Source organism: uncultured Dietzia sp., from assembly GCF_937873725.1.
Lineage (GTDB): Bacteria > Actinomycetota > Actinomycetes > Mycobacteriales > Mycobacteriaceae > Dietzia.
This window is the reverse complement of the sequence record NZ_CALMYY010000099.1, coordinates 36,321-60,687: the sequence shown is the minus strand read 5'-3', so window position 1 is coordinate 60,687 and position 24,367 is coordinate 36,321. Positions and strand designations below refer to the sequence as shown.

The following is a 24,367-nucleotide window of genomic DNA, read 5'->3' as shown; positions in this document are numbered from 1 at the left end:
CGGAACTCCACCACGTCGCCGTCGACCATCACGTAGTCCTTGCCCTCCATGCGCACCTTGCCGGCGGCCTTGGCGGCGGCCATCGACCCGGCGGCGTCGAGGTCGGCGAAGGACACGATCTCGGCCTTGATGAAGCCCTTCTCGAAGTCGGTGTGGATCACGCCGGCGGCCTTGGGGGCGGTGTCGCCCTTGCGGATGGTCCAGGCGCGGGACTCCTTGGGGCCGGCTGTGAGGTACGTCTGCAGTCCGAGGGTGTGGAATCCGGCGCGGGCGAGCGAGTTCAGGCCCGGCTCGTGCTGGCCGATCGACTCCAGCAACTCCATGGCATCGTCCTCGTCCAGTTCCAGGAGCTCGGCCTCGACCTTCGCGTCGAGGAACACCGCATCGGCGGGTGCCACCGCCGCCCGCAGTTCGGCTTGCCGCGCCTCATCGGTCAGGACGGCCTCGTCGGCGTTGAACACGTAGAGGAACGGCTTGGCGGTCATGAGATGCAGGTCGCGGAGGAGCCCCCGGTCGATCTCGTCCTGGGCGGCGAACAGGGTCCGCCCGTCCTCGAGCACGGCCTGGGCCTTGCGCACCTCGTCGAGCTGGGCCACCAACGACTTGTCCTTGCGGGACTCCTTCTCCAGGCGCGGGACCGCCTTCTCGATGGTCTCCAGGTCCGCCAGGATCAGCTCGGTGGCGATCACCTCAATGTCCGCCATCGGGTCGACCCTGCCGTCGACGTGGATCACGTCCGGGTCGTCGAACACCCGGACGACCTGGCAGATGGCGTCGGCCTCGCGGATGTTGGCGAGGAACTTATTGCCCATCCCCTCCCCGGTGCTGGCGCCCTTGACGATCCCGGCGATGTCCACGAACGACACCACGGCGGGCAGGATCCGCTCGGAGCCGAAGATCTCGGCGAGGCGGGCCAGCCGTGGGTCGGGCAGGTCCACGACCCCGATGTTGGGCTCGATGGTGGCGAACGGGTAGTTCGCCGCCAGCACGTCGTTGTTCGTCAGGGCGTTGAACAGGGTCGACTTACCGACGTTGGGCAGTCCGACGATTCCGAGGGTGAGGCTCACGAGGCACCAGTCTACGGCCCGACCCCGGCGACTCCCGCCCCGCCACCCGCGCCGTCGTGAGGAAGCGCCCCCACGGGTGCTCTGACATCATGTGGTGCATGAGTGACGACACGAAGCCGCTGCCTCCCGTCGGTGGCGACGAGGACCACGTCGACCGGTCCGTTCTCATCGGCATCGGCGGGCGGTGGGTGACCGACTGGGCGCTGCGCCTGGCCATCGTGCTGGTGGCCGGCTGGCTCCTCTCCCGGATCGGCGGGGCCCTGTGGGTGGGCATCCTGCCGATCCTGCTCGCGCTCATCGTCTCCACGGTGCTGTGGCCACCCACGGGGTGGATGACCCGGCGCGGTGTCCCCGCGTCGCTGGCCGCCCTCATCTCGGTCGTCGGGACGCTCGGCGTGGTCGCGGGGGTCATCGCGCTGATCGCCCCGTCGATCGTCGAGCAGAGCGTCCAGCTGGCGGACCAGACCTCCGAGGCGATCGGCGAGGTGCAGGACTGGCTGCGTGGTCCGCCGCTCAACATCCGGGACGAACAGCTCGACGGGGTCCTCGGCCAGCTCAGCTCCACCCTCCAGGACCGGGGCGACCAGATCGCCAACGGGGTGTTCACCGGCGTGACCGCGGTGGGATCCCTCGTCGTCACGCTGGTCCTGGTCCTGGTCCTCACGTTCTTCTTCATCAAAGACGGGCCGCGGTTCCTCCCGTTCGTGCGCCGGATCGCCGGCCGCAACGCCGGCCGTCACCTCACGGAGGTCGCCACACGCGCGTGGAACACCCTCGGCGGGTTCATCCGGACGCAGGCGATCGTCTCGTTCGTCGACGCCGCGCTCATCGGGATCGCCCTCGTGGTCCTGGGTGTGCCGCTGGCGTGGGCCCTGGCTGTCATCACGTTCCTCGCGGGGTTCATCCCCATCGTCGGTGCGGTGACGGCCGGCGCGCTGGCGGTGCTCATCGCGCTCGTCGCCAACGGGTTCACCACCGCGCTCATCGTCCTGGTCGTGATCGTCGCGGTACAACAGCTGGAGAGCAACATCCTCCAGCCCATCCTCCAGTCCCGGGCGATGAACCTGCACCCCGTCGTCGTCCTGCTCGGCGTGGCCGCGGGCAGCACCCTGTTCGGCATCATCGGCGCCTTCCTCGCGGTACCGGTGCTGGCGGTGGTCGCGGTGATCCTGCGCTACCTCGGCGAACAGATCGACCTGCGGACCGGCGACGTCACCGCCTCCGACCTCGCGTCCGCCACGGACGAGGGCCGCCTCACCGCGTTCCTGGGCGAGTTGTCGAGTTCGCGCTTCGCTCCTCTGCGCAAGAGCAGCAGCGCGATCATGGCCGGGATGCTGGAGGCGCGACCGAACCACGGCGCCGTCACCGTCGATCCGGGAACGGGACCCGTTCCCGGCGGCGGCGCGGTCCTTGTCGGAGGAGGGGACGACGACGAGGTCGCCGGCCGCTCGACCGGATCCACCACGGGGTCTGCCGGGTCCCCGGGGGAGCCGACCCCCGCACCCGGACCCATCGATCCGGAGGCCGTGACGGGCGAACGGCCCTCGCCGGCCGAGGCCGGGACCAACCCCCTGCGTCGCTTCGGTCGATTCCTCGCCCGCCGACTCGAGGGCTAGAGTCTCACGCTGTGAGTACACGCAGGAGTGGAAGGGTCCCGGCGGACGAGAGGTCCGTCATCGCGTCCGTTCGCGGGCTCCCCGCCTGGACCGCGGTGCTCCTCGCGGTGGCCATCTCGCTGACCGGGGTGGCCATCGATTCGGTCACCGGCGCGCTCGGCGCGGGGTTCACCGTCGCCTTCTTCCTCGGATGCCTCGTCGCTGTCCTGGCCGTGGCCCGGCGGTCGGTGTTCGTGGCCGGCGTCCAGCCGCCCATCGTCATGACCGTCATCGTCCCGCTGGTGTCCGTGATCGCCGGTGCCGGGCTGACCGCCCAGATGTTCTCGCGGAGCCAGCTGGTCTCGTTGATCCTGCCCCTGGCCACGCGGTTCCCGCTGATGATCGTCACCACGCTCGTGGTGGTGGCCGTCGCCCTCATCCGCGCGTACGTCCTTGAGCCCCGCTCGGGCCGTGCGGCGGCGGCCCGCCCGCATCGCAGCGCCCCGGCCCACGCCCGCCGCTAGGTCGGGGTGCCGGGGCGCTGCGCGCGGATCAGGCCTTCTGGCTCAGGCGCAGCTCGCGGGGCAGGGAGAAGGTGATGGTCTCCTGCGCCGTGCGGACCGTGGAGACGTCCGTGTAGCCGTGCTCGGCCAGGAGGTCCAGGACGCCGCGGACGAGGATCTCCGGCACGGAGGCGCCCGAGGTCACCCCCACCGTACCGACGCCCTCGAGCCAGGCGGTGTCGATCTCCTTTGCGTAGTCCACCAGGTGACTGTCGCGGGCACCGGCCTGGAGCGCGACCTCCACCAGCCGCACGGAGTTCGACGAGTTCTGCGACCCCACCACGATCACCAGGTCGCACTGCGGCGCCATGGCCTTGACCGCGGTCTGCCGGTTCTGGGTGGCGTAGCAGATGTCATCCGAGGGCGGGTCGATCAGCGTGGGGTACTTCTGCTTGAGGCGGCGCACCGTCTCCATGGTCTCGTCCACGCTGAGCGTGGTCTGCGAGAGCCAGATGAGCTTCTCGGTGTCCACCGGGATCTCGAGGGCGTCGACGGACCCGGGGCCGTCGACCAGGGTCACCACGTCGGGCGCCTCCCCCGCGGTCCCCTCGACCTCCTCGTGGCCCTCGTGACCCACCAGCAGGATCTGGTAGCCCTCGCGGGCGAAGCGCTTGACCTCGGTGTGCACCTTGGTCACCAGCGGGCAGGTGGCGTCGAACGTGGTGAGCTCCAGCTTCAGCGCGCTCTCCCGCACCGCCGGCGAGACGCCGTGCGCGGAGAACACGAGGTTGGACCCGCGCGGGACCTCGTCGGTCTCGTCGACAAAGATCACGCCCTGGTCCTGGAAGGACTCCACCACGTGCTTGTTGTGGACGATCTCCTTGCGCACGTACAGCGGGGCACCGTGCGTGGCCAGGGCCTGCTCGACCGTCTCGACGGCCCGGTCGACGCCGGCGCAGTAGCCGCGCGGTTCAGCGAGAAGCACTCGCCTGGTGGCCGGTTCGGCGATCATGTCGGTCTGCTCGGTCATGACCCCAGGGTACGGTTCAGGGTGACTTTCGACCATCACGCCTCCCGGACGCCCCCGGCAGAGAGGTTCCCATGCTCCGTCCCTTCCTCCTCACCCGCGCCTCGATCGGACTCGCCGCCTCCGTGGTCGAGCACGCGGCCGCCCTCCCCGGCCGGACGGTCGAGGCCGTCGCCTCGCTGCCGACCGTCCCCGTCCGGGTGGCCGGCGGACTGGTGCAGTCGTATCTCCACGCCGGTCAGACCCTCACCGCGCTCGCCGTCAAGGGTGACAGGGTGATCGCCTCGGTCTTCCCCTCGAGGTCCGACCAGCCGGAATGGGCGACCTTCGACGAGGACCGGGCGGACCCGGACGACCGGTACGGGACCGCCTCCCCGACCGGGGGTGACGACGACCCCGACGACCCGGACGTCCCGTCAGGCCGCGTGGCCCCCCGCGCCACGTGACCACCGGATCGGCCAGGACCCCCTCCAGCCCCGAACAGCCGTGGCCGGTCCGGGTGGTCTCCGACCAGATCGCCCAGTGGATCCACCGCCTGGGGGCCGTCTGGGTCGAGGGGCAGATCACCCAGCTCAGCCTCCGGCCGGGCACGCGGACGGCGTTCCTCACCCTGCGTGACCCGTCGGTGGACAACTCGCTGACCCTCACCTGCCCGCCCAGGCTCATCTCCGAGTCCCCCGTGCCCGTGACGGAGGGCAGCCGGGTGGTGGTCCGCGGGACACCACGGTTCTACACGGGCAGAGGGTCGTTCTCGCTCCAGGTCTCGGAGATCCGGCCGGTGGGGGTGGGCGAGCTACTGGCCCGGATCGAGAGGCTCAAGCAGGCGCTGGCCGCCGAGGGGATCTTCGACCCCCGCCTCAAGCGGCCGCTACCGTTCCTGCCCACCTGCGTGGGCCTCGTCACGGGCCGCGCGAGCGCCGCCGAACGCGACGTGGTGGAGGTGGCCCGCGGGCGGTGGCCCGACGTGCGCTTCGCCATCCGCAACACCGCGGTCCAGGGACCGACGGCGGTGCCGCAGATCCTGGACGCCCTGGCCGAGCTCGACGCCGATCCCGGGGTCGACGTGATCATCCTCGCCCGCGGCGGCGGGTCGGTCGAGGATCTCCTGCCCTTCTCCGATGAGGCCCTGGTCCGGGCGATCTCCCGCTGCCGGACGCCCGTGGTGAGCGCGATCGGCCACGAGCCGGACTCCCCGCTCTCGGACCTGGTCGCCGACCTGCGCGCCGCCACCCCCACGGACGCCGCCAAGCGCGTGGTCCCGGACGTCGCCGAGGAACGTCGCCGGATCGCCGAGGCCCGCGCCCGCACCGCGCGCGCCCTCCGCGGGTGGCTGGAGCGCGAACGCCACCAGCTGGCCGCCCTCCGCTCACGACCGGTCATGGCCGACCCGCACGGGATCGTCGCCTCGCGCGCGGAGGTGGTGGCGGAGGCGCTCCGGGCGGCCCGCCGGGACATCACCAGGATCGTCCACACCGAGTCCACCTCGCTGGGTCACCTGTCGGCGCGCCTCACCACGCTCGGTCCGGCCGCGACCCTCGCGCGCGGGTACGCGGTGGTCCAGTCCGTCGCCGGGGACCACGACGGCAGGGTGGTCTCCTCGATCGCCCACGCCCCGCCCGGGTCCCAGCTGCGCATCCGGGTGTCCGACGGGGCGCTGTCCGCCGCCGTGCTCGGCTCGACCCCCGCGGCGGGACGCACCACCGCGGCACCCACCACACCGACCACCACCGAGGAGCAGTCCTGATGTCAGACGAGCAGACCCCCGTCTCCGAGCTCGGATACGAACAGGCCCGGGACGAGCTGATCGAGGTGGTCCGCATCCTCGAGGCCGGCGGCCAGGACCTGGACGCCTCCCTCGCCCTGTGGGAGCGGGGCGAGGACCTCGCCGCGCGGTGCGCCGAGCACCTCGACGGGGCGCGGGACCGGATCGACGCGGTGTTGGGCGACGACGACGAGGGCGCCGACCGCGGGAACTGAGCCCCGTCGGGCCGGGCCCGGGGTCACCGCCCCCGCGGGAGCGGCTCCGCGACCTGGACCGCCGCGGCGAGCGCCTCGAAGTCCGAGGTGGTGGCCGAGCCGGTGACCGCCACGCGGACGTCGTCCAGGTCGAGCACCCACACGGGACGGACGTCGTCCCCGGTGAGCACGGTCCACTCCCGACCGCCGATCGGGATGATGGTGCGGCCGGGCCGCGGCCCGCCGTTCAGGGACCGGAACGCGTCCTCCGGGGCGTCGGACTGGACGAGCTCGACGAAGCTGCGCTCCCCCGTCACCCACCCGACGTGGCTCGACGTGGTCCCGGCAAAGGCCTCGACGCGGCCCGAGTTGGAGGTCCACCCCTCGGGGACCTCCGGCGACCGGATGGGGAAGTCCAGACCGCGCGCGTCCTGACGCAGCGAGGCGTCGGCATCGAACTGCGGGATCGCCCCCTGCTGCGGCCCGGAGGGACTGAAGGTGCATTGGCCGGCCACGCCCGCGAAGATCCCGATGATCGCCATGAGCACCACCACGGACCAGAACATGTCGCGGTTGCCCTGCAGGATTCTCGGTTTCGCCTCGGCCACGGCTGCGAGTATCCCACCCACCCGGGGCAACTCCGGCGCGCGGCCCCCGACGGGGGCGGCGAGGTGGAACAATGGGCCATTACATCCCCCACCGTGCCGCGCGTGATCACGTCGACGCCGCGGAGCTACCCGAGGAGCCCTACGCCCCATGTCAGACGCCAAGCGCCCCGACCGAAACCTCGCCATGGAACTGGTCCGCGTGACCGAGGCCGCCGCCCTCGCCGCCGGACGCTGGGTGGGCCGGGGTGACAAGAACGGCGGCGACGGTGCCGCCGTGGACGCCATGCGCGAACTCATCGGCACCGTGGACATGGACGGGGTCGTGGTGATCGGCGAGGGCGAGAAGGACGAGGCGCCCATGCTGTACAACGGCGAGAAGGTCGGGACCGGCGACGGGCCGGCCGTGGACGTGGCCGTGGACCCGATCGACGGCACGCGCCTCATGGCGGAGGGCCGCCCCAACTCCATCGCCGTCATCGCGGTGGCCGAGCGCGGATCCATGTTCGACCCGTCCGCGGTGTTCTACATGCGCAAGATCGCGGTCGGGCCCGAGGCGGTCGGCCACATCGACCTGTCCCGGTCCACCGAGTGGAACGTCCGGTCCGTCGCCAAGGCCAAGAACATGGACGTCGGCGACCTGACGGTCTGCGTGCTCGACCGTCCCCGCCACGCGGAGCTGATCGCCGAGATCCGTGCCGCGGGCGCCAAGGTCCGGCTGATCATGGACGGCGACGTGGCCGGCGGCGTCGCCGCGGCGTCCGACGAGAGCTCGGTGGACATGCTCATGGGCGTCGGCGGCACCCCCGAGGGGATCATCACCGCCTGCGCCATGAAGTGCATGGGCGGCGAGATCCAGGGCCAGCTGTGGCCGCAGGACGAGGCGGAGCGCCAGAAGGCCGTCGACGCCGGGCTCGACGTGGACGCGATCCTCGGCACGGACGACCTGGTCAAGGGGGACAACTGCTTCTTCGCCGCGACGGGCATCACCAACGGCGACATGGTCCGCGGCGTGAGCTACCGCGCCAACGGCGCCATCACGCGCTCGCTCGTGATGCGCTCGAAGTCCGGCACCGTCCGCCACGTCGAGGCGCGCCACCGCATGGAGAAGCTCCGCGAGTTCTCGGCGGTCGACTACGGCCAGGGCTCCCAGGACGGCTGATCCCCCCGGGCCCGCCGCGCCGCCGCCCTGCAGCGCGCGGCGGGCCCGCCTACTCTGGCCGTCATGGCCGACCAGAGTGAATTCCGCATCGAGCACGACACCATGGGCGAGGTCCGGGTGCCCGCCGACGCGCTGTGGCGGGCGCAGACACAGCGCGCCGTGGAGAACTTCCCGGTCTCGGGCCGCGGCCTCGAGCGGGCGCAGATCCGCGCACTCGGCCTCCTCAAGGCCGCCTGCGCCACGGTCAACGGTCGGCTCGGGCTGCTCGACCCCGAGAGGGTCGACGCGATCGTCGCGGCCGCCGGCAGGATCGCCGAGGGCCACCTCGACGAGCACTTCCCCGTCGACGTCTTCCAGACCGGCTCCGGGACCAGCTCCAACATGAACACCAACGAGGTCATCGCCTCGGTGTGCGCGGCCGGGGGCGTCACCGTCCACCCGAACGACCACGTGAACATGTCGCAGTCCTCCAACGACACCTTCCCCACGGCCACCCACGTCGCGGCGACCGAGGTCGTGGTCTCCGACCTCGTGCCCGCCCTGCGCGTCCTGGCCGAGTCGTTCGAGTCGAAGGCCGCCGACTGGCGGGACGTGGTCAAATCCGGACGGACCCACCTCATGGACGCCGTCCCCGTGACCCTGGGCCAGGAGTTCGGAGGATACGCCCGCCAGCTCAGGGCCGGGATCGAGCGCGTGCGCGCCACCCTCCCCCGCGTGGGCGAACTCCCGATCGGCGGCACCGCCGCCGGCACCGGCCTCAACGCGCCGGACGGTTTCGGGTCCGCGGTGGTGGAGGAGCTCCGGTCGCTCACCGGGCTCGACGAGTTGAGCCTGGCCGTGGACCCGTTCGAGGCGCAGTCCGCCCGGGACGGTCTCGTGGAGCTCTCCGGGGCGCTGCGGACGATCGCCGTCTCGCTCACCAAGATCGCCAACGACATCCGGTGGATGGGCTCGGGTCCCATGACCGGCCTGTCCGAGATCCACCTCCCGGACCTGCAGCCCGGGTCGTCGATCATGCCCGGCAAGGTCAATCCGGTGCTCTGCGAGACCGTCGCGCAGGTCGCGGCGCAGGTCGTGGGCAACGACGCCGCGGTCGCCTGGGCCGGCGCGTCCGGCGCCTTCGAGCTCAACACCGCCATCCCCGTGATGGCGCGCAACGTCCTGGAGTCGGTGCGGATCCTCTCCACGTCCATGACGCTGTTCGCCGAACGCTGCATCGACGGGATCGAGCCCGACGCCGATCGGATGCGTCGGCTCGCCGAGTCCTCCCCGTCGATCGTCACGCCGCTCAACTCGGCGATCGGCTACGAGGAGGCCGCCCGGGTGGCCAAGCACGCGCTGGCCGAGGGGATCACGATCCGCGAGGCCGTGATCGCCCTGGGGTTCGTCCCCGACCCGCTGAGCCGGGACGAGCTGGACCGCCGCCTCGACGTCCTGGGGATGACGGGCCTCGACAGGCGCCGGTGACGCGGTGCCGGCCTACCCGGCCTGCTCGATCACCCGGATGGCCTGGTTCTCCAGGCGGATCTGACCGCGCTGGAAATCGGTGAAGACCGCCTCGCCGTCGACCGCCTCGTCGCTGACCGGCCAGCCGAGCGTGCCGCCGGGCCCGCCGTTGTCGTAGTAGGTGGTGAGGATCTGGCCGCGGACGATGTGCGCCCCGGTCTCCGGCGACCAGAAGACGGTCCCCGAGGCGTAGTTCTGCCTCTTCCCGCCGTCCAGGTCCTCGGCCGGGGCGACCGGGGCCTGGAGGGCGAGCGGACCGCCCTTGGCCTCCTCGTACTTGCGGAAGATGGCCATGTTGGTGGCGAACTCGTCCTCACCGATCTTCACGACGATCGGATTGTTCGCGTCCGCCTGCTCGGCCTGCGCCGACGCCTGCTCGCCACCGGACTCCTGCACGCCCCCGGGGGTCTGTTCACCGCACGCGGTCAGCGTCAGGGCGACCGCGGCGACGAGCGGGAGTGCACGAGCCAGGCTGGAGCGACGGGACATGGAATACCTCCGGGGTGAGAAGACGGTCTGGGCGCTGCGCCCGTTGGGAATCATCCCACGACCGGCCTCCTCCCGTGTGCGAGGCCTCATGCAGCGCGGATCCGGCGCAGCTCGCCGGGGAGGCTGTCGGGGTGGAACTCCTCCAGCATCGTGGTGACGAGCTCGGCGATCGCCGAGCGCTCCGAGCGGTTGAGCGTGACGTGCGCGAACAGCGGATGCCCCTTGAGCTTCTCCACCACGGCCTGGATCCCGTCGTGGCGGCCGACGCGCAGGTTGTCGCGCTGGGCCACGTCGTGGGTGAGCACCACCCTGGACCCGGTGCCCAGCCGCGAGAGGACGGTGAGAAGGACGTTGCGCTCGAGCGACTGGGCCTCGTCGACGATCACGAACGAGTCGTGCAGGCTCCGGCCGCGGATGTGGGTCAGGGGCAGCACCTCGAGGATGTCCCGGTCCATGACCTCGTCGATGACGTTCTCGCTGACCAGTCCCTCGAGGGTGTCGAACACGGCCTGGGCCCACGGGGACATCTTCTCCGACTCGCTGCCCGGCAGGTAGCCGAGCTCCTGCCCGCCCACGGCGTACAGCGGACGGAACACCACGATCTTGCGGTGCCGGCGACGCTCCAGCACCGACTCCAGTCCCGCGCACAGGGCCAGGGCCGACTTGCCGGTGCCGGCCCGCCCGCCGAGCGAGACGATGCCGATCGACTCGTCGAGCAGGCAGTCGATCGCGATCCGCTGCTCGGCGGAGCGGCCCCGAAGCCCGAACACCTCGACGTCGCCGCGGACCACCCTGAGTCCGCCGCCGTCGGTGACGCGGGCCAGGGCCGAGGACGACGCGGTCTGGACCCGGACCCCGCAGTGCACCGGGGTCTGCTCGTCCAGGCCGGCGGCGCGGGCCGTGAGCGGCGAGGCCCCGCCGTCGGAGAACAGGGTGTCCACCAGCTCCTGCGTGGCGGGGAGGTCGGTGACCCCGCTGTAGCCGGTGAGCACGACGTCCTGGGCGTGGTACTCGTCCGCGGGCAGGCCCACCGAACCGGCCTTGACCCGGAGCGGCACGTCCTTGGACACGAGGACGGTGTCGAGGCCCTCCGCGCGGAGGTTGAGCGCGCACGCGAGGATCCGGGAGTCCTCGCCGGTGTTGCGGAACCCGGAGGGCAGGATCGCCTGATCGGTGTGGTTGAGCTCCACCCTCAGGGTGCCGCCCTGGTCGGTGACGGGCAGGTCCCCGTCGAGCCGACCGTGCCGCAGGCGGAGGTCCTCGAGCAGCCGCAGGGACTCCCGGGCGAAGTAGCCGAGCTCGGGATGGTGCCGCTTGGCCTCCAGCTCCCCGATCACCGCGATGGGCAGCACCACGTGGTGCTCGGCGAAGCGGGTGACGGCCCACGGGTCAGAGAGCAGAACCGAGGTGTCGAGGACGTAGGTGCGTACGGTGTCGGTCACGGCGGACTCCTGGCCCGCGGCACCCGCGGGCGAGCTGGGGGTGGACCGGTCGGCTCAGGTCACCGGGTGGTGACGGGGCCGGGTGCCGGCCCCCTGTGAGATCGCGTGTGACGATCATCCGCTGAGACCTCCCGACGGCCGGCTTCCCCACCGACCGTTGCCCGCGACGCTACGCCCGAATCACACCGGTGTAGTTAAGTCCACGTGAATTCTGCGGGCTGCCGGCTCACAGCTTCTCGAAGGCCGCGGCAAGCCCTTGCCCGCCGCCGAGGCACATCGTCTCGAGCGCGTAGCGCCCGTCGCGCCGCGCGAGTTCGCGGGACATCGTGGTGAGGATGCGGGCCCCCGTGGCGCCCACGGGGTGGCCGAGCGAGATGCCCGAACCGTGGACGTTGAGCCGCTCGCGGTCGGCGCGCGTGAACCCGTGGCCGGCCTCCCATTCGCGCAGGCACGCGAGCACCTGGGCGGCGAACGCCTCGTTGAGTTCGATGAGGTCGAAGTCCGCCAGCCGCAGGTCAAGGTCGGCGAGCAGGCGGTCGGTCGCGGAGACGGGGCCGATGCCCATGCGCGCGGGGTGGACGCCGGTCACCGCCCAGCCGAGCGGGCGGACGTAGGCGCGCAGTCCCAGCTCGGCGGCGCGGGCCCGGGTGGAGACGATGCACACCGACGCGCCGTCGTTCTCGCCGGAGGCGTTGCCGGCGGTCACGGTCGCCGCGGGGTCGACGCGGGACCGGACGGGGCGCAGCGCGGCGAGGGACGAGGCCGTGACGCCTCGGCGCGGGTGTTCGTCGGTGGCGACGACGACGTCGTCGTCGCCCCTTCTCCCCGGGACCCGCACGGGCACGATCTCGTCGTCGAACACTCCTGCGTCCTGGGCCGCGATCGCGCGGCGTTGACTCTCCGCCGCCAGCTCGTCCTGTTCGGCCCGGGAGATCGAGTACTCGGCCCGGAGGTTCTCCGCGGTCTCGAGCATCCCGCCCTCGACCGGGTAGTCGCGCCCCCCGGAGGTCACGCGGCCGCGGGCGATGCGGTCGGTGAACTCGAGGCGGTCGCCCCGGACCCCGTCGCGCAGGCCGAGGGCGTACATCTCGCTTCCGGACATGGACTCGACACCGCCGGCGATCACCACCTCGCTGACGCCCACCGCGACCTGCATCGCGGCGTTGAGCACGGCCTGCAGCCCGGATCCGCACCGGCGGTCGAGCTGGGCACCCGGGGTGGAGATGTCCAGGCCGGCGTCGAGCGCGGCCACCCGGCCGATCGCCGGGGCCTCACCGTTGGGATAGCACTGGCCCAGTATCACGTCGTCGATCTGCGTCGGCTCCACCCCGGTGCACTCGACGAGTCCACGGATCGCGGCGGCGGCCAGGTCGGCGGCCTGCAGCGGGGCCAGCGCGCCGCCCCGCCGACCCACAGGGGTGCGGACGGGCTCACAGATCACGACGTCGGTCAGCGCGGCCGCCATCCGGGAGCCGGGCCGGGTCCCCTGCGCCGGCGGCGTCACCCGGCCTCCCTTCGCCGCGGCCGCCCGCTCACGGGACCATCAGGCGGACGGTCTCGGCCACGAGCGCAGGCCGGTCGCCGCCCTCGATCTCGACCGTCACGAGGCTGTTCAGCTGCACCCCGGAGGATCTGCGCTCGAGCGAGGTGAACTCGACCCCGGCCCGGATCCGGGAGCCGACCTTCACGGCCGCGGGGAAACGCAGCTTCTCCAGCCCGTAGTTGATCATCATCGCGAAGCCGCGGATGTCCATCAGCTCCGCGGTGAGCGCCGGCAGCAGCGAGAGCGTGAGGTAGCCGTGCGCGATGGTGGCGCCGTACGGCCCCTCGGCGGCCCGGGCAGGGTCGACGTGGATCCACTGGTGGTCGCCGGTGGCGTCGGCAAACGCGTCGACCCGATCCTGGGTGATCTCCAGCCAGTCGCTGTAACCGATGTGCGTGCCGACCGCGGCCTCGACCCGGTCGAGTCCCTCGAACACGGTCATTGAAGTCCTCCTCGTGCCACGAGTTGCGCGGCGATCACGTTGCGTTGGATCTCGTTGGTGCCCTCGCCGACGATCATCAGCGGGGCGTCGCGGAAGTAGCGTTCCACGTCGAACTCGGTGGAGTAGCCGTACCCGCCGTGGATGCGGACCGCGTCGAGCGCGATCTCCATCCCCACCTCGGAGGCGAACAGCTTGGCCATCCCGGCCTCCATGTCGCAGCGCTGACCGGCGTCGTACTTCTCGGCGGCGAACAGGGTGAGCTGGCGGGCGGCGGTGAGCTTGGTCGCCATGTTCGCCAGGTGGTGGCCGATGGCCTGGTGCTTCCAGATGGGCTGGCCGAACGACTCCCTGGACTGCGCGTAGGCCAGCGAGTCCTCGAGCGCAGCCGCCGCCACGCCGAGGGCCCGGCTCGCGACCTGGATCCGGCCGGTCTCCAGACCCTTCATCATCTGCCCGAAGCCCCTCCCCGGCTCCCCGCCGAGGATCCGGGCGGCCGGGGTCCGGTACCCGTCGAACGACAGCTCGCAGGTCTCTACGCCCTTATAGCCGAGCTTGGGCAGGTCGCGGGAGACGGTCAGGCCGGGGCCGTGCTCGACCAGGACGATCGAGATCCCCCAGTGCCTCGGCTCGGCCGCGGGATCGGTCTTGCACATCAGTGCGATGAGCCCGGCGCGACGCGCGTTGGTGATGAACGTCTTGGCGCCGGAGATCACCAGCTCGTCCCCCTCGCGGACGGCCGTCGTGGTCATGGCCTGCAGGTCCGAGCCGCCGCCGGGTTCGGTCAGCGCCATGGTCGCCCGCATCTCGCCGGTGGCGAGCCGGGGCAAGTAGGCGCGCTTCTGCTCCTCGGTACCGAACTCCGCCAGCAGCGTGGCCACGACCGTGTGGCCGCCCATGGCGCCGGCGAGGGTCATCCAGCCGCGGGCCAGTTCCTCGGTGATGCGCACGTAGCAGGGCATCGACACCGGGGTCCCGCCGTACTCCTCGGGCACGGCCAGCCCGTAGATCCCGATCTGCTTCATCTGGTCGATCCAGCGGCCCGGATACTCGTCGGCGTGCTCGACCTCGAGGACCGACGGCTTGACCTCGCGATCGATGAACGCCCGGACGGTGGCGACCAGATAGGCCTCTTCCTCGTTCAACTCCGGCACGCCCGCCCCGCTCTGCTCGTCTGGCTTCTCTCCGCTTCGACCCAATGTACGACATAATCATTCGCATGGTTATGGCCAATGCGGGCGGATCAGAACGGGAGCCCATCCAGTTCGGCGGACCCGGCTTCGACGACCTCGCGAAGGGACAGGTCTTCCACAGCCCGTCGCTGACGCTGACCGACGGACTGGCCGCCGCGCACCAGGCGATCCTGGGCGACCGGCTGCGACTGCCGCTCGACCGCACGCTGGCGGAGTCCGTCACCGGCGGGCCGATCGCGCACCCCGGACTGGTGACCGACGTCGCGATCGGCCAGTCCACCGTCGTCACGCAACGCGTCAAGGCCAACCTCTTCTACCGGGGCCTGCACTTCCACCACTTCCCCCGCATCGGCGACACCCTCTCCACCCGCACCGAGGTCGTGGGCCTCGCCCCGAACCGGGACAGGGTGGGCCGCCCGCCCACCGGCCTGGCGGCGCTGCGCATGACCACCACGGACCAGGCCGGGCGCACGGTGCTGGACTTCCACCGCTGCGCGATGCTTCCCCGTCGACCGGGCAGTAGCGCCGGAGCCGGGCCCCGGGCCGGGTCCGACGACCTGTCCGCCATCGGCACCCACAGCCCCGCCCCGTGGTCCACGCCGCCCGGCTGGAACCTCGGCGCCTACCCCTCCCTCGTCCCCGGCACCACCGGCGAGGCCCCTGCCGCCGGGACGGTGCTGCGCTCGAGCGCCGACGTGGTGTCGAGCGCCCCGGAACTGGCCCGCCTCACCCTCAACCTCGCGGCGGTGCACCACGATCACCGCGCCGCCGGTGGCCGCAGGCTGGTCTACGGCGGTCACACCATCGGGCTGGCCCTCTCCCAGGCCACGCGGATGCTCCCGTCGATCCTCACCGTCCTCGGCTGGCAGTCGTGCGACCACACCGGGCCGGTCCACGAGGGCGACACGCTCTCGAGCGACGTCAGCGTCGGGGCCGCCACCCCGCTGGCGGGCGGCGGTACCGCCCTGGATCTGCGCTCGGTGGTGCGGGCCCACCGCCCGGACGGGGACGCCGACGTCCTGGACTGGGCGTACACCGTCCTGATGCCGTCGTGACCGCGGTCCCGGGGACGCCCCGAGGCACCGGTGGCGTCAAGCGCCCGCAGAAGACGGCGCTGCTGGTGGCCAAGCAGATCGTCGAGGACATCGCCCGCCGCGGCAACACCGTGGGCGATCGGCTGCCGCCCGAGCACCTGATGCTCGAGGAGTACGGCGTCGGCCGCGGCACCCTCCGCGAATCGCTGCGCTACCTCGAGCTGCAGGGGGCGCTGACGCTCAAGCCCGGTCCCGGCGGCGGCCCGATCGTCCAGCAGCCCGACGCCGGCACGCTCGCCGCCTCGCTGAGCCTGCTCCTGCAGTTCGAGAACGCGCCGTTCTCCACGATCATGGAGGCGCGCGCGGTCATGGAGCCGCCCCTCGCGCGGCTCGCGGCGCAGCGGATGAGCCCGGAGGCGCTGGAGAGACTGCGCGCCAACGTCGGGTCACTGCGCGCCGACAGCCGCGACACCGCGGCCTTCACCGCCGGCTCGGAGCACTTCCACGCCCTCATCGCCTGGGGCTCCGGCAACGCGCTGTTCGGCTACCTCTTCGACGCGATGGTCGGCATCCTCGCCGGCGCCACCATGGGGGTCGAATACCCCAAGCGCCAGCGCGACCACACGTGCGCGATCCACGAGGAGATCTACACCGCGATCGCCGACGCCGACGCGGACGCCGCCTCCTCCCTCATGGCCCGGCACATCACCGAGCACACGACCTACCTCGAGAAACGCTTCCGCACCGCGCTGGAGCAGCCGATCCGCTGGGACCTCGGGGGCTGAGGTCGCCGACCCGCCGTCAGATGTGCCGACCGCCGGTGATCTCGAGGACCGTCCCCGTCATGTAGCTGGACATGTCGCTGGCCAGGAACAGCACGACCTGCGCCACCTCGGACGGCTCGGCGGCGCGCCCCATGGGGATCTCGGCCAGCTTCTCCTCCCACACGTGCGCGGGCATCGCCAGCGTCATGGCCGTGCGGACCAGGCCCGGCTGCACCGCGTTGACGCGCACCCCGGCGAAGGCGATCTCCTTGGCCGCCGCCTTGGTCAGCCCCACGATCCCGGCCTTGGCGGCGGAGTAGTTCGTCTGCCCCACCAGCCCGACCTTGCCGGAGATCGACGAGAGGTTGACGATCGCACCGCCGCCGTGGTCACGCATCCGGCTCGCCGCCGCACGGGTGCCGTTCCACGTGCCCTTGAGGTGGATGGCGATGATGTCGTCGAACTGCTCTTCGGTCATCTTGCGCATGGTGGCGTCACGGGTCACTCCGGCGTTGTTGACCAACACCCCGAGCGGGCCGAACGCCTCCTCGGCCACGTCGATCATCGCCTCGACCTGCGCCGCGTCGCGCACGTCGCAGTGCGCGTAGCGGGCCTTGTCGCTGCCGCCCAGTTCGACGATCGCGGCGGCGCCGGCGTCGTCGTCGACATCCCCCACCACCACGCGCGCACCGGCTTCGATGAACGCGCGTGCGATCTCCAGGCCGATCCCGCGCGCACCACCGGTGACGACAGCGGTCTTCCCCTCGAGCAGTCCCATCATCCGTCTCCTTCTGGTGTGTCGTCCAGGGCGAGGCCGAGCTCGGCCAGGATCGCCTCGGTGTGTTGGCCCAGCGCGGGCACGGCGCCCATCGCAAGCTCTACGTCTGTAAACGTCATGGGTGGCAGCAGTCCCCGTACCCGCCCGCCGGGGGTGTCCACCTCGCGCCAGCGGTCGCGGGCGGCCAGCTGCGGATGCTCGATCAACCCGGCCACATCGTTGAGCCGGGCCGCCGGCACCCCGAACTCCTCCAGCCGCCCGGCCAGCTCGTCGGAACCGTACCCCCTGGTCAGCGCGCCGATCAGCGAGTCCACCTCCGCCCGCCGCGCCACGCGCGCGATGTTGGTGCTGTACCGCTCGTCGTGGACCAGGTCGGGGCGACCCAGGACATCGCGCACCAGCGCGGCCCATCCACGATCGTTCTGGACGCCGATCAGCACCCGCCCGTCGCGCGTGGGGAACGCGTCGTACGGGCAGATCGAGGCGTGCGAGAGCCCCATGCGCCCGACCTGCCGACCCGCGTACATCCGGATGTACATGGGGTGGCCCATCCATTCGGCGGTGGCCTCGAGCATCGACACCTCGATCGTCGCGCCGCGCCCGGTCCGCTCCCGCCGCAGCAGCGCCGCCTGGACCGCCGACAGCGTGTACATGCCCGTGGCGATGTCGGAGACGGGCACCCCGGTCTTGGTGGCCTGCTCGGGCGTGCCGGTGATCGAGCACAGCCCGGATTCGGCCTGGACCAGCATGTCGTAGGCCTTGCGGTGGGTGTAGGGCCCGGCGTCGCCGTACCCGGAGATGGTGACGACGACGAGCTCGTCCCGTCGCTCGCGGAGTGCCGCCGCCCCCAGCCCGAGCCGGTCCATCGCGCCGGGGGCCAGGTTGCTGATCACCACATCGGCCCGGTCGATCAGCGCGAGAGCGGCGCCGCGGCCGCGGTCCGAGGCCAGGTCGAGTTCGATCGACTCCTTGCCGCGGTTGAGCCACACAAAGTGGGACCCCTGGCCGTGGACCGTGTCGTCGTAGGCGCGGGCGAAGTCCCCCTCCCCTGGCCGTTCGATCTTGATGACACGGGCGCCGAGGTCCGCCAGGTGGCGGGTGGCCAGGGGCGCGGCCACCGCCTGTTCCACGGCCACCACGGTGATGCCCGCCAGCGGAAGCTGGTCCTCGGGCCCCGGCGACTCGGGCCCTGTCACCTCAGCCCCTGTCACCGCGATCCCGCGCCCCGGCCGACCGCGCCGCGGACGAGTCCGCCGCCCACGATCAGCTTCTGGATCTCGCTCGTGCCCTCGTACAGGCGCAGCAGCCGGACGTCGCGGTAGATCCGCTCGACGGGGACCCCGCGCATGTAGCCGGTGCCGCCGTGGATCTGGACCGCGAGGTCGGCCGCCCTGCCCACCATCTCGGTGCAGTAGAGCTTGGCCGCCGACGGGGCGATCCTCCGGTCGCTGCCGGACACGTACGCCTCGGCGGCCTCGCGGACCAACGCGCGGCCGGCCATCACGCCGGTCTGGATCTCGGCGAGCATGGCCTGGACCAGCTGGAAGTCCCCGATCCGGGTACCGCCCTGCGTGGTGGTCACGGCGTGGGCCAGCGACTCGTCGAGCGCCCGCTGCGCCGTCCCCACCGACACCGCGGCGATGTGGATGCGGCCGCGTGCGAGCGAGGTCATGGCGGCCCGGTAGCCGGCGTCCTCGTCCCCGCCGACCAACGCCGACCCCGGCACCCGGACACCCCGGAAGGCCACCTCGGCGGTCCACGCCCCCTCCTGCCCCATCGTCGAATCCTTGGGCCCCACCGTGACCCCGGGGGTGTCGGCCGGAACGAGGAAGACCGCGATCCCGGTCCCGTCGGCGTCGGCGGGGCGCGTGCGCGCGAAGACCACGAACAGCCCGGCCAGGGGGGCGTTGGTGATGAAGCGCTTGACGCCGTCGATCACCCAGTCGTCACCGTCGCGGACCGCACCGGTCTTCAGTCCCGCGGGGTTGGAGCCGGCGCCGTCCTCGGTGAGCGCGAACGAGGCGATCACCTCACCGGAGGCGATCCGGGACAGCCACCGCTCCCTCTGCTCGTCGGTGCCGAAGCCCACGAGTACCTGGCCGGCGATGCCGTTGTTGGTTCCGAAGAGCGAGCGCATGGCCAGCGTCGTGTAGCCGAACTCCATCGCCAACTCGACGTCCTGCCGCAGGTCGAGCCCGAGCCCGCCCCAGCGCTGCGGGATGGCGTAGCCGAACATCCCCATCCCGGCCAGCCCGGCGCGGATCTCCTCCGGGACCGCGTCGGCGTCCGCGATCTCCTGTTCGCGCGGCACCACGGCCGTGCGGATGTACTCGCGGGTGGCCGCGAGAATGTCCGCGAAGTCGGCCGCCTCGACCTCCGACGCCGTGGCCCGATCCCCCATCGCACACCCTCCGACCGTGCCCCTGTTCGGGACGGCGCGCCCCGATTCGCCTGTATGCTAGCAACTATTATCATCGTTTGCGGCGACCGCCGGAGGTTTCCGATGCCCGACACCAGGCCGCTCGACGGCATCCGCGTGGTGGAGCTCTCCAGCTTCGTCGCCTCTCCCCTGTGCGGGCTCACGCTCGCGCAACTGGGCGCCGAGGTGATCCGCGTCGACCCGATCGGTGGCGCGGCCGACGTGAACCGCTGGCCGCTCGCCCCCGACGGCACGTCCATCTACTGGACCGGCCTCAACCGCGGCAAGGCCTCGGTCACGCTCGACCTGCGCTCGGAGTCGGGCCGGCAGTCACTGCGCGAGCTGGTCACCGCACCCGGTGAGGGCGGGGGCATCCTCGTCACCAACTCCGGCGGCCGCGACTGGATGAGCCACGGGACACTGTCGGCGATCCGCCCCGACGTGATCACCCTCGAGCTGCTCGGCCGCCGGGACGGCCGGCCGGGGGTCGACTACACGGTCAACGCCGCCCTGGGCTTCCCGGCGATCACCGGCCCCGGCGGCGGGCAGGTGGTAAATCACGCGCTGCCCGCCTGGGACGTCGCGGCCGGGCTCCACGCGGCGCTGGCCGTGGTGGCCGCCGTGCGCGAGCGCGAGCGGACGGGCCGGGGCCGACGCCTCATCTTGCCGCTCGACGACGTGGCGCTGGCCACGGCCGGGACGCTCGGCTACCTCACCGAACCCCAGCTCGACGGCTCCTCCCGCCCGGCAGTGGGCAATCACGTCTACGGCACCTTCGGCACCGACTTCACCACCTCCGACGGCGGCCGGTTCATGATCGTCGCCCTGACCACCCGGCACTTCCGGGACCTGGCCCGCCTCACCGGCACCCGCGAGGCCGTCGACGCGCTGGAGGCCGCCACCGGCGCCGACTTCACGGCCGAATCAGACCGCTACTCCTACCGCGAGGTCCTGGCCGCCCTGTTCGCCCGCTGGTTCTCCGCGCACACGACCGAGGAGGCGGCCCTGGCGCTCGCCGATTCCGTGGTGCTCCACGAGCGGTACCGGACCTTCGCCGAGGTCGTCGCCGAGGGCGAACTCGACGCCAATCCCTTGTTCGGCACGCTCGACCAGCCCGGAATCGGCCCCTATCTCGCGGCCGCCCATCCGGCCACCTTCGACGGCACCCACCTCTCGGCCGGCCCCGCGCCCCGCCTCGGCGCCGACACCGACCGCCTCACCTGAGGGAGAGACACCTTCCATGACGCACGAGCCCACCGCCCGGCCCGACACGCCCGTCTACCTCACCGAGGAGCGGCTGGCCATCCGCGACCTGGCCCGCGAGTTCACCGCCAGGGAGGTCCTGCCGATCGCCAACGTGCTGGACCCCGAGCGCGGCGACATCCCCGACGAGCTCCGCCGGAAAATGGCGGAGATGGGCTTCTTCGGGATCATGATCGACGAGGATCACGGCGGGCTCGGCCTGGGCGTCTTCGAGTACTGCCTGGTGGCCGAGGAGCTCGCGCGCGGCTAACTGTCCGTCTCGGGGCTGCTGGCCCGCGGCAACGGCATGGGCGGCGGGTTCACCGCCGAGCAGGAGTCCCGGCTCCTGCCGAGGGTCGCGCGCGGCGAGTGGCTGGGCGCCTACGCGCTGTCGGAGGCGGAGGCGGGCTCGGACGTCGCCAACATCTCCTGCCGTGCGGTCCGCGAGGGCGACGAGTGGGTCGTCAACGGCACCAAGATGTGGTGCACCTACGCCGACCAGGCCGACTACCTGGTGCTGTTCGCCCGCACAGACCCGAACCGCGATCCGGCCAAGCCACACCGCGGCATCTCCACCTTCCTCGTCGAGAAGGAGCGCGGGTCGTTCCCCGCCGGGATCACCGGCACCCCGGTGCGCAAGATCGGCTACTTCGGCTGGCAGACCTGGGAGCTGTCCTTCGACGACTTCCGGATCCCGGCCTCGGCGCTGCTCGGCGAGGAGGGCAAGGGCTTCTACATGGCGGTCTCCGGGCTCGAGGTGGGCCGCGCCCACACCGCCGCCCGCGCTATCGGCCTCGCGCGCGCCGCGCTCGAGGACTCGATCGCGTACGTCGCCACGCGCGAACAGTTCGGCCGCCCCATCGGCGAGTTCCAGTATCTGCGCTTCGAGATCGCCAAGATGGCCGCCGACATCGAGGCCGCCCGCCAACTCATGTACTCGGTGGCCACCGCGATCGACTCGGGCCGCCGGTGTTCCACCGAGGCCGCGATGTGCAAGCTCGTGGCCACCGAGATGGCCGAGCGCGTCACCTCCCAGGGAATCCAGATCCACGGCGGCGCCGGCTACACCACCGACTTCCAGGTCGAGCGGCACTGGCGCGACGCCCGCCTCACCCGGATCTTCGAGGGCACCAGCGAGATCCAGATGCGGATCATCTCGGACGACCTCCTGGGCCGCAGCGGCTGAGTAGGGTCGCGTCCATGAAGGCTGCAGTCTGCGTAGAAGTCGGGTCCCCGCTGGTGATCGAGGACATCCCCGTCCCCGAACCGCGCGCGGGAGAGGTGCTCGTGCACAACCACGCGTGCGGGGTCTGCCACACGGACCTGCACGTGCTCAAGGGCGAGGTCGGCTTCCCGTTGCCCGGCGTCCTGGGGCACGAGATCTCCGGGATCGTCGCCGAGGTCGGCGCGGGCGTGGCCAACGTCAAGCCCGGCGACCGGGTGGTGGGATCGTTCATCATGCCGTGCGGATCGTGCGAAAACTGCGCCCGCGGCATGGAGGACCTGTGCTCGACGTTCTTCGAGTTCAACCGGCTGCGGGGCACGCTGTACGACGGCGAGTCCCGCCTGCGCCGCGCCAACGGTGAGACGCTGTCCATGTACTCGATGGGCGGCATGGCCGAGTACAGCGTCACCCCGGCCACGGCCGTGTTCCCGCTCCCCGACCAGCTGGACCTGACCGATTCGGCGATCCTCGGCTGTTCGCTGTTCACCGCCTACGGCGCGGTGCGCAACGTGGGCGACGTCCGCGCCGGCGAGTCCGTCGCGGTGGTGGCCGTGGGCGGCGTGGGGCAGAACATCGTGCAACTCGCGGCGGTCAGTGGTGCGGAGCCGGTGATCGCGATCGATGTCGACGACGACAAGTTGGACCTCGCCCGCCGGATGGGTGCCACGCACACGGTGAACAGCTCGCGCGTCGACGCGGCCGAGGCGATCGCGGAGATCACGGGCGGCCGCGGGGTCGACGTCGCCTTCGAGGCCCTCGGGTCCGCCGCGACGACCAACCTGGCCGTGGACATCACCCGGGAGGGCGGCCGCGCCGTCGTCGTCGGGATCCCTCCCGCCGGCACCACCCTCGACGTGGACCTGGCCCGCATCGTCCGGCGCAAGATCCAGATCAAGGGCTCCTACGGGGCGCGCGCCCGGCGCGACGTGCCCGACCTCATCCGGCTGCTCGCCGCCGGCAGGCTCGACCTGGGCGAGGTGATCTCGCGGCGCGTCAGCCTCGACGAGGCCCCCGAGACCTACCAGGCGCTCGACCGCGGCGAGATCCTCGGCCGGGCGGTGGTCCTCACCGGCGGCTAGCGTCCGCCGGAACGCGTCGATCCCCGCCCCCGGATCGGGGAGCGGGGATCGACACGGTTCCTATCAAACCGGTTCCGATCAGAGCAGTTCCGATCAGAGCAGTTCGATGATGGTGGCGTTGGCCTGGCCGCCGCCCTCGCACATCGTCTGCAGGCCGTACTTGATTCCGTTCGCCTTCATGTGATGGATCATGTCGGTCATGATCCGGGCGCCGGAGCCGCCGAGCGGATGCCCGAGGGCGATCGCGCCGCCGTTCGGGTTGAGCCTGGCCGGGTCGGCGCCGGTCTCCGCGAGCCACGCCATGGGCACGGACGCGAAGGCCTCGTTGACCTCGAACACGCCGATGTCGTCGATCGTCAGCCCGGACTTCTCGAGCGCCTTGGCCGTGGCCGGGATCGGCGCGGTGAGCATGATGACGGGGTCGTCGCCGGCGAGCGTGGCGGTGTGCACGCGGGCGATCGGGGTGCAGCCGTACCTGGCGGCCGCCTCCTCGCTCATCACGAGGAGCGCCGCGGAGCCGTCCGAGATCTGGGAGGCGTTGCCGGCGCTGACCACGCCGTCGGCCTTGAACGGGGTCTTGAGGCCCGCGAGCGCCTCGACCTTCGAGCCGCGACGGATGCCCTGATCCGCGTCGAACATGCCGTCCGGGGTGGTGATCGGGACGATGTGTCCGGCGTTGACGCCGGCGTCCTGCGCGGCGGCGGCCTTCTCGTGCGAGGCCACCGCGAACTCGTCGAGCTGGGTGCGGGTCAGGCCCCAGCGCTCGGCGATCATCTCGGCGCCGATGCCCTGGTTGGGCATGATGCCATCGTAACGGCCCAGAAAATCGTCGCCGTAGGGGTTCTTGCCCATAGCCGAGCTACCCATCGGATTGCGGCTCATGGTCTCCACACCACCGGCGATCACCACGTCATGATGACCTGCCTCGACCACGGCCACCGCGAAGCTCAACGCCTGCTGCGAGGATCCGCACTGCCGGTCGATGGTCACGCCGGTGACGGTCTCCGGCCAGCCAGCGGACAGCACCGCGGTCCGGGCGAGGTCGCCGGTCTGCTCGCCGGCCTGCGTGACGCAGCCCCAGATCACGTCCTCGACGACGGCCGGGTCGATCCCCGCGCGCTCGACGAGCGCGTTGAGCACCTTGCCCGACAAGTCGGCCGGATGGACCCCGGCCAGCCCGCCGTTGCGCTTGCCGACCGCGCTGCGCACGGCCTCCACGATTACTGCACCCATGTGGTGTTCTCCCTTGTCTCGGTGGTCATGTCTCAGTCGTCCCAGCCACTTTAGTGGGACATCCTA

Annotated in this window: 23 protein-coding genes and 1 pseudogene; 12 read left to right on the top strand and 12 right to left on the bottom strand. The window is 71.7% G+C overall.

Annotated features, from left to right (window positions below; translation table 11 throughout):
* Positions 1-1,067 (bottom strand): redox-regulated ATPase YchF (gene ychF, locus Q0444_RS10240; RefSeq protein ID WP_299023177.1); only part of this gene is annotated, 1,067 nt, incomplete at its 3' end.
* A gap of 98 nt (positions 1,068-1,165) precedes the next feature.
* Between ychF and Q0444_RS10235 the strand changes: the two genes are divergently transcribed.
* The gene (locus tag Q0444_RS10235; protein WP_299023176.1) at positions 1,166-2,683 is read left to right on the top strand and encodes an AI-2E family transporter; all 1,518 of its coding nucleotides are present in this window, start codon (positions 1,166-1,168) and stop codon (positions 2,681-2,683) included.
* 11 nt (positions 2,684-2,694) lie between these two features.
* Positions 2,695-3,186: a DUF6542 domain-containing protein gene (locus Q0444_RS10230; RefSeq protein WP_291081047.1), complete on the top strand. Its 492-nt coding sequence runs from the start codon at positions 2,695-2,697 to the stop codon at positions 3,184-3,186.
* Between the two features lie 28 nt (positions 3,187-3,214).
* Here the strand turns inward: Q0444_RS10230 and Q0444_RS10225 are convergent, their stop codons facing one another.
* Entirely contained in the window at positions 3,215-4,195 is a 981-nt protein-coding gene (locus Q0444_RS10225; RefSeq protein ID WP_299023175.1) for a 4-hydroxy-3-methylbut-2-enyl diphosphate reductase, read from the bottom strand.
* 71 nt (positions 4,196-4,266) lie between these two features.
* On the opposite strand from Q0444_RS10225, the gene Q0444_RS10220 reads away from it, so the two are divergent.
* The 3 genes from Q0444_RS10220 to Q0444_RS10210 are packed head-to-tail and all read left to right on the top strand — an operon-like array spanning position 4,267 to position 6,169.
* Positions 4,267-4,638 (top strand): hypothetical protein, encoded by a 372-nt coding sequence (locus tag Q0444_RS10220; RefSeq protein WP_291081043.1) that lies wholly within the window; start codon positions 4,267-4,269, stop codon positions 4,636-4,638.
* Positions 4,635-5,936 carry an exodeoxyribonuclease VII large subunit gene (gene xseA, locus Q0444_RS10215; RefSeq protein WP_291081042.1) on the top strand — a complete coding sequence of 434 codons (1,302 nt, stop codon included), beginning with the start codon at positions 4,635-4,637 and terminating at the stop codon, positions 5,934-5,936. Before Q0444_RS10220 ends, xseA begins: the two co-directional genes overlap by 4 nt.
* A complete protein-coding gene (locus Q0444_RS10210) occupies positions 5,936-6,169 on the top strand; it encodes an exodeoxyribonuclease VII small subunit (protein ID WP_291081040.1) in 234 nt (77 codons plus the stop codon). Before xseA ends, Q0444_RS10210 begins: the two co-directional genes overlap by 1 nt.
* 23 nt (positions 6,170-6,192) lie before the next feature.
* On the opposite strand, the gene Q0444_RS10205 is transcribed toward Q0444_RS10210, so the two are convergent.
* On the bottom strand, positions 6,193-6,756 hold the full coding sequence (locus Q0444_RS10205; RefSeq protein WP_291081038.1) for a DUF4245 domain-containing protein: 564 nt from the start codon (positions 6,754-6,756) through the stop codon (positions 6,193-6,195).
* 148 nt (positions 6,757-6,904) lie between these two features.
* Here Q0444_RS10205 and glpX point away from each other — a divergent pair, with 148 nt between their 5' ends.
* Together glpX and Q0444_RS10195 are read left to right on the top strand one after the other, a co-directional pair.
* Entirely contained in the window at positions 6,905-7,915 is a 1,011-nt protein-coding gene (gene glpX / locus Q0444_RS10200; protein ID WP_291081036.1) for a class II fructose-bisphosphatase, read from the top strand.
* Positions 7,916-7,978: 63 nt separating this feature from the next.
* Entirely contained in the window at positions 7,979-9,382 is a 1,404-nt protein-coding gene (locus Q0444_RS10195; protein ID WP_291081034.1) for a class II fumarate hydratase, read from the top strand.
* 12 nt (positions 9,383-9,394) lie between these two features.
* Here Q0444_RS10195 and Q0444_RS10190 read toward each other — a convergent pair whose 3' ends face one another.
* From Q0444_RS10190 to Q0444_RS10170, 5 genes are all read right to left on the bottom strand, one after another.
* A complete protein-coding gene (locus tag Q0444_RS10190) occupies positions 9,395-9,910 on the bottom strand; it encodes an LGFP repeat-containing protein (RefSeq protein ID WP_291081032.1) in 516 nt (171 codons plus the stop codon).
* A gap of 86 nt (positions 9,911-9,996) precedes the next feature.
* Entirely contained in the window at positions 9,997-11,352 is a 1,356-nt protein-coding gene (locus Q0444_RS10185; protein WP_291081030.1) for a PhoH family protein, read from the bottom strand.
* A 226-nt stretch (positions 11,353-11,578) separates the two neighbouring features.
* A complete protein-coding gene (locus Q0444_RS10180) occupies positions 11,579-12,817 on the bottom strand; it encodes an acetyl-CoA C-acetyltransferase (RefSeq protein WP_291081071.1) in 1,239 nt (412 codons plus the stop codon).
* Between the two features lie 67 nt (positions 12,818-12,884).
* Positions 12,885-13,337, bottom strand: coding sequence for a MaoC family dehydratase (locus Q0444_RS10175; protein WP_291081028.1), 453 nt, complete (start codon positions 13,335-13,337; stop codon positions 12,885-12,887).
* A complete protein-coding gene (locus Q0444_RS10170; RefSeq protein ID WP_299023174.1) occupies positions 13,334-14,488 on the bottom strand; it encodes an acyl-CoA dehydrogenase family protein in 1,155 nt (384 codons plus the stop codon). Before Q0444_RS10170 ends, Q0444_RS10175 begins: the two co-directional genes overlap by 4 nt.
* Before the next feature lie 65 nt (positions 14,489-14,553).
* On the opposite strand from Q0444_RS10170, the gene Q0444_RS10165 reads away from it, so the two are divergent.
* Together Q0444_RS10165 and Q0444_RS10160 are read left to right on the top strand one after the other, a co-directional pair.
* Complete coding sequence (locus Q0444_RS10165) at positions 14,554-15,582, top strand: MaoC family dehydratase (protein ID WP_291081024.1); 1,029 nt, start codon at positions 14,554-14,556, stop codon at positions 15,580-15,582.
* On the top strand, positions 15,579-16,346 hold the full coding sequence (locus tag Q0444_RS10160; protein ID WP_291081022.1) for a FadR/GntR family transcriptional regulator: 768 nt from the start codon (positions 15,579-15,581) through the stop codon (positions 16,344-16,346). Before Q0444_RS10165 ends, Q0444_RS10160 begins: the two co-directional genes overlap by 4 nt.
* A 16-nt stretch (positions 16,347-16,362) precedes the next feature.
* On the opposite strand, the gene fabG is transcribed toward Q0444_RS10160, so the two are convergent.
* Genes fabG through Q0444_RS10145 form a run of 3 tightly spaced genes read right to left on the bottom strand, consistent with a single transcriptional unit; the run spans position 16,363 to position 19,504 of the window.
* Positions 16,363-17,103: a 3-oxoacyl-ACP reductase FabG gene (gene fabG, locus Q0444_RS10155; RefSeq protein WP_291081020.1), complete on the bottom strand. Its 741-nt coding sequence runs from the start codon at positions 17,101-17,103 to the stop codon at positions 16,363-16,365.
* Positions 17,103-18,299, bottom strand: coding sequence for a CaiB/BaiF CoA-transferase family protein (locus tag Q0444_RS10150; protein WP_291081018.1), 1,197 nt, complete (start codon positions 18,297-18,299; stop codon positions 17,103-17,105). The genes fabG and Q0444_RS10150 overlap by 1 nt, the downstream gene beginning before the upstream one ends.
* Positions 18,300-18,310: 11 nt before the next feature.
* Positions 18,311-19,504 (bottom strand): acyl-CoA dehydrogenase family protein, encoded by a 1,194-nt coding sequence (locus Q0444_RS10145; RefSeq protein ID WP_291081016.1) that lies wholly within the window; start codon positions 19,502-19,504, stop codon positions 18,311-18,313.
* A gap of 102 nt (positions 19,505-19,606) precedes the next feature.
* On the opposite strand from Q0444_RS10145, the gene Q0444_RS10140 reads away from it, so the two are divergent.
* From Q0444_RS10140 to Q0444_RS10130, 3 genes and pseudogenes are all read left to right on the top strand, one after another.
* Positions 19,607-20,746, top strand: coding sequence for a CoA transferase (locus tag Q0444_RS10140; RefSeq protein ID WP_291081014.1), 1,140 nt, complete (start codon positions 19,607-19,609; stop codon positions 20,744-20,746).
* Between the two features lie 16 nt (positions 20,747-20,762).
* A pseudogene (locus tag Q0444_RS10135) lies at positions 20,763-21,950 on the top strand (acyl-CoA dehydrogenase family protein).
* 14 nt (positions 21,951-21,964) lie between these two features.
* The gene (locus Q0444_RS10130; protein ID WP_291081010.1) at positions 21,965-23,068 is read left to right on the top strand and encodes a zinc-binding dehydrogenase; all 1,104 of its coding nucleotides are present in this window, start codon (positions 21,965-21,967) and stop codon (positions 23,066-23,068) included.
* A gap of 93 nt (positions 23,069-23,161) precedes the next feature.
* Here the strand turns inward: Q0444_RS10130 and Q0444_RS10125 are convergent, their stop codons facing one another.
* Positions 23,162-24,301: a thiolase family protein gene (locus Q0444_RS10125; RefSeq protein WP_299023173.1), complete on the bottom strand. Its 1,140-nt coding sequence runs from the start codon at positions 24,299-24,301 to the stop codon at positions 23,162-23,164.
* Between the last annotated feature and the right edge of the window lie 66 nt (positions 24,302-24,367).

What these genes read in the sequence shown, in the direction of transcription:
- Q0444_RS10145 (WP_291081016.1), bottom strand. Translation starts at nt 19,504, where the DNA reads ATGGGGGATCGGGCCACGGCGTCGGAGGTCGAGGCGGCCGACTTCGCG.
- Q0444_RS10225 (WP_299023175.1), bottom strand. Translation starts at nt 4,195, where the DNA reads ATGACCGAGCAGACCGACATGATCGCCGAACCGGCCACCAGGCGAGTG.
- Q0444_RS10165 (WP_291081024.1), top strand. Translation starts at nt 14,554, where the DNA reads ATGGTTATGGCCAATGCGGGCGGATCAGAACGGGAGCCCATCCAGTTC.
- Q0444_RS10180 (WP_291081071.1), bottom strand. Translation starts at nt 12,817, where the DNA reads ATGGCGGCCGCGCTGACCGACGTCGTGATCTGTGAGCCCGTCCGCACC.
- fabG (WP_291081020.1), bottom strand. Translation starts at nt 17,103, where the DNA reads ATGGGACTGCTCGAGGGGAAGACCGCTGTCGTCACCGGTGGTGCGCGC.
- Q0444_RS10190 (WP_291081032.1), bottom strand. Translation starts at nt 9,910, where the DNA reads ATGTCCCGTCGCTCCAGCCTGGCTCGTGCACTCCCGCTCGTCGCCGCG.
- Q0444_RS10130 (WP_291081010.1), top strand. Translation starts at nt 21,965, where the DNA reads ATGAAGGCTGCAGTCTGCGTAGAAGTCGGGTCCCCGCTGGTGATCGAG.
- Q0444_RS10125 (WP_299023173.1), bottom strand. Translation starts at nt 24,301, where the DNA reads ATGGGTGCAGTAATCGTGGAGGCCGTGCGCAGCGCGGTCGGCAAGCGC.
- Q0444_RS10220 (WP_291081043.1), top strand. Translation starts at nt 4,267, where the DNA reads ATGCTCCGTCCCTTCCTCCTCACCCGCGCCTCGATCGGACTCGCCGCC.
- Q0444_RS10210 (WP_291081040.1), top strand. Translation starts at nt 5,936, where the DNA reads ATGTCAGACGAGCAGACCCCCGTCTCCGAGCTCGGATACGAACAGGCC.
- Q0444_RS10195 (WP_291081034.1), top strand. Translation starts at nt 7,979, where the DNA reads ATGGCCGACCAGAGTGAATTCCGCATCGAGCACGACACCATGGGCGAG.
- glpX (WP_291081036.1), top strand. Translation starts at nt 6,905, where the DNA reads ATGTCAGACGCCAAGCGCCCCGACCGAAACCTCGCCATGGAACTGGTC.
- Q0444_RS10140 (WP_291081014.1), top strand. Translation starts at nt 19,607, where the DNA reads ATGCCCGACACCAGGCCGCTCGACGGCATCCGCGTGGTGGAGCTCTCC.
- Q0444_RS10175 (WP_291081028.1), bottom strand. Translation starts at nt 13,337, where the DNA reads ATGACCGTGTTCGAGGGACTCGACCGGGTCGAGGCCGCGGTCGGCACG.
- Q0444_RS10235 (WP_299023176.1), top strand. Translation starts at nt 1,166, where the DNA reads ATGAGTGACGACACGAAGCCGCTGCCTCCCGTCGGTGGCGACGAGGAC.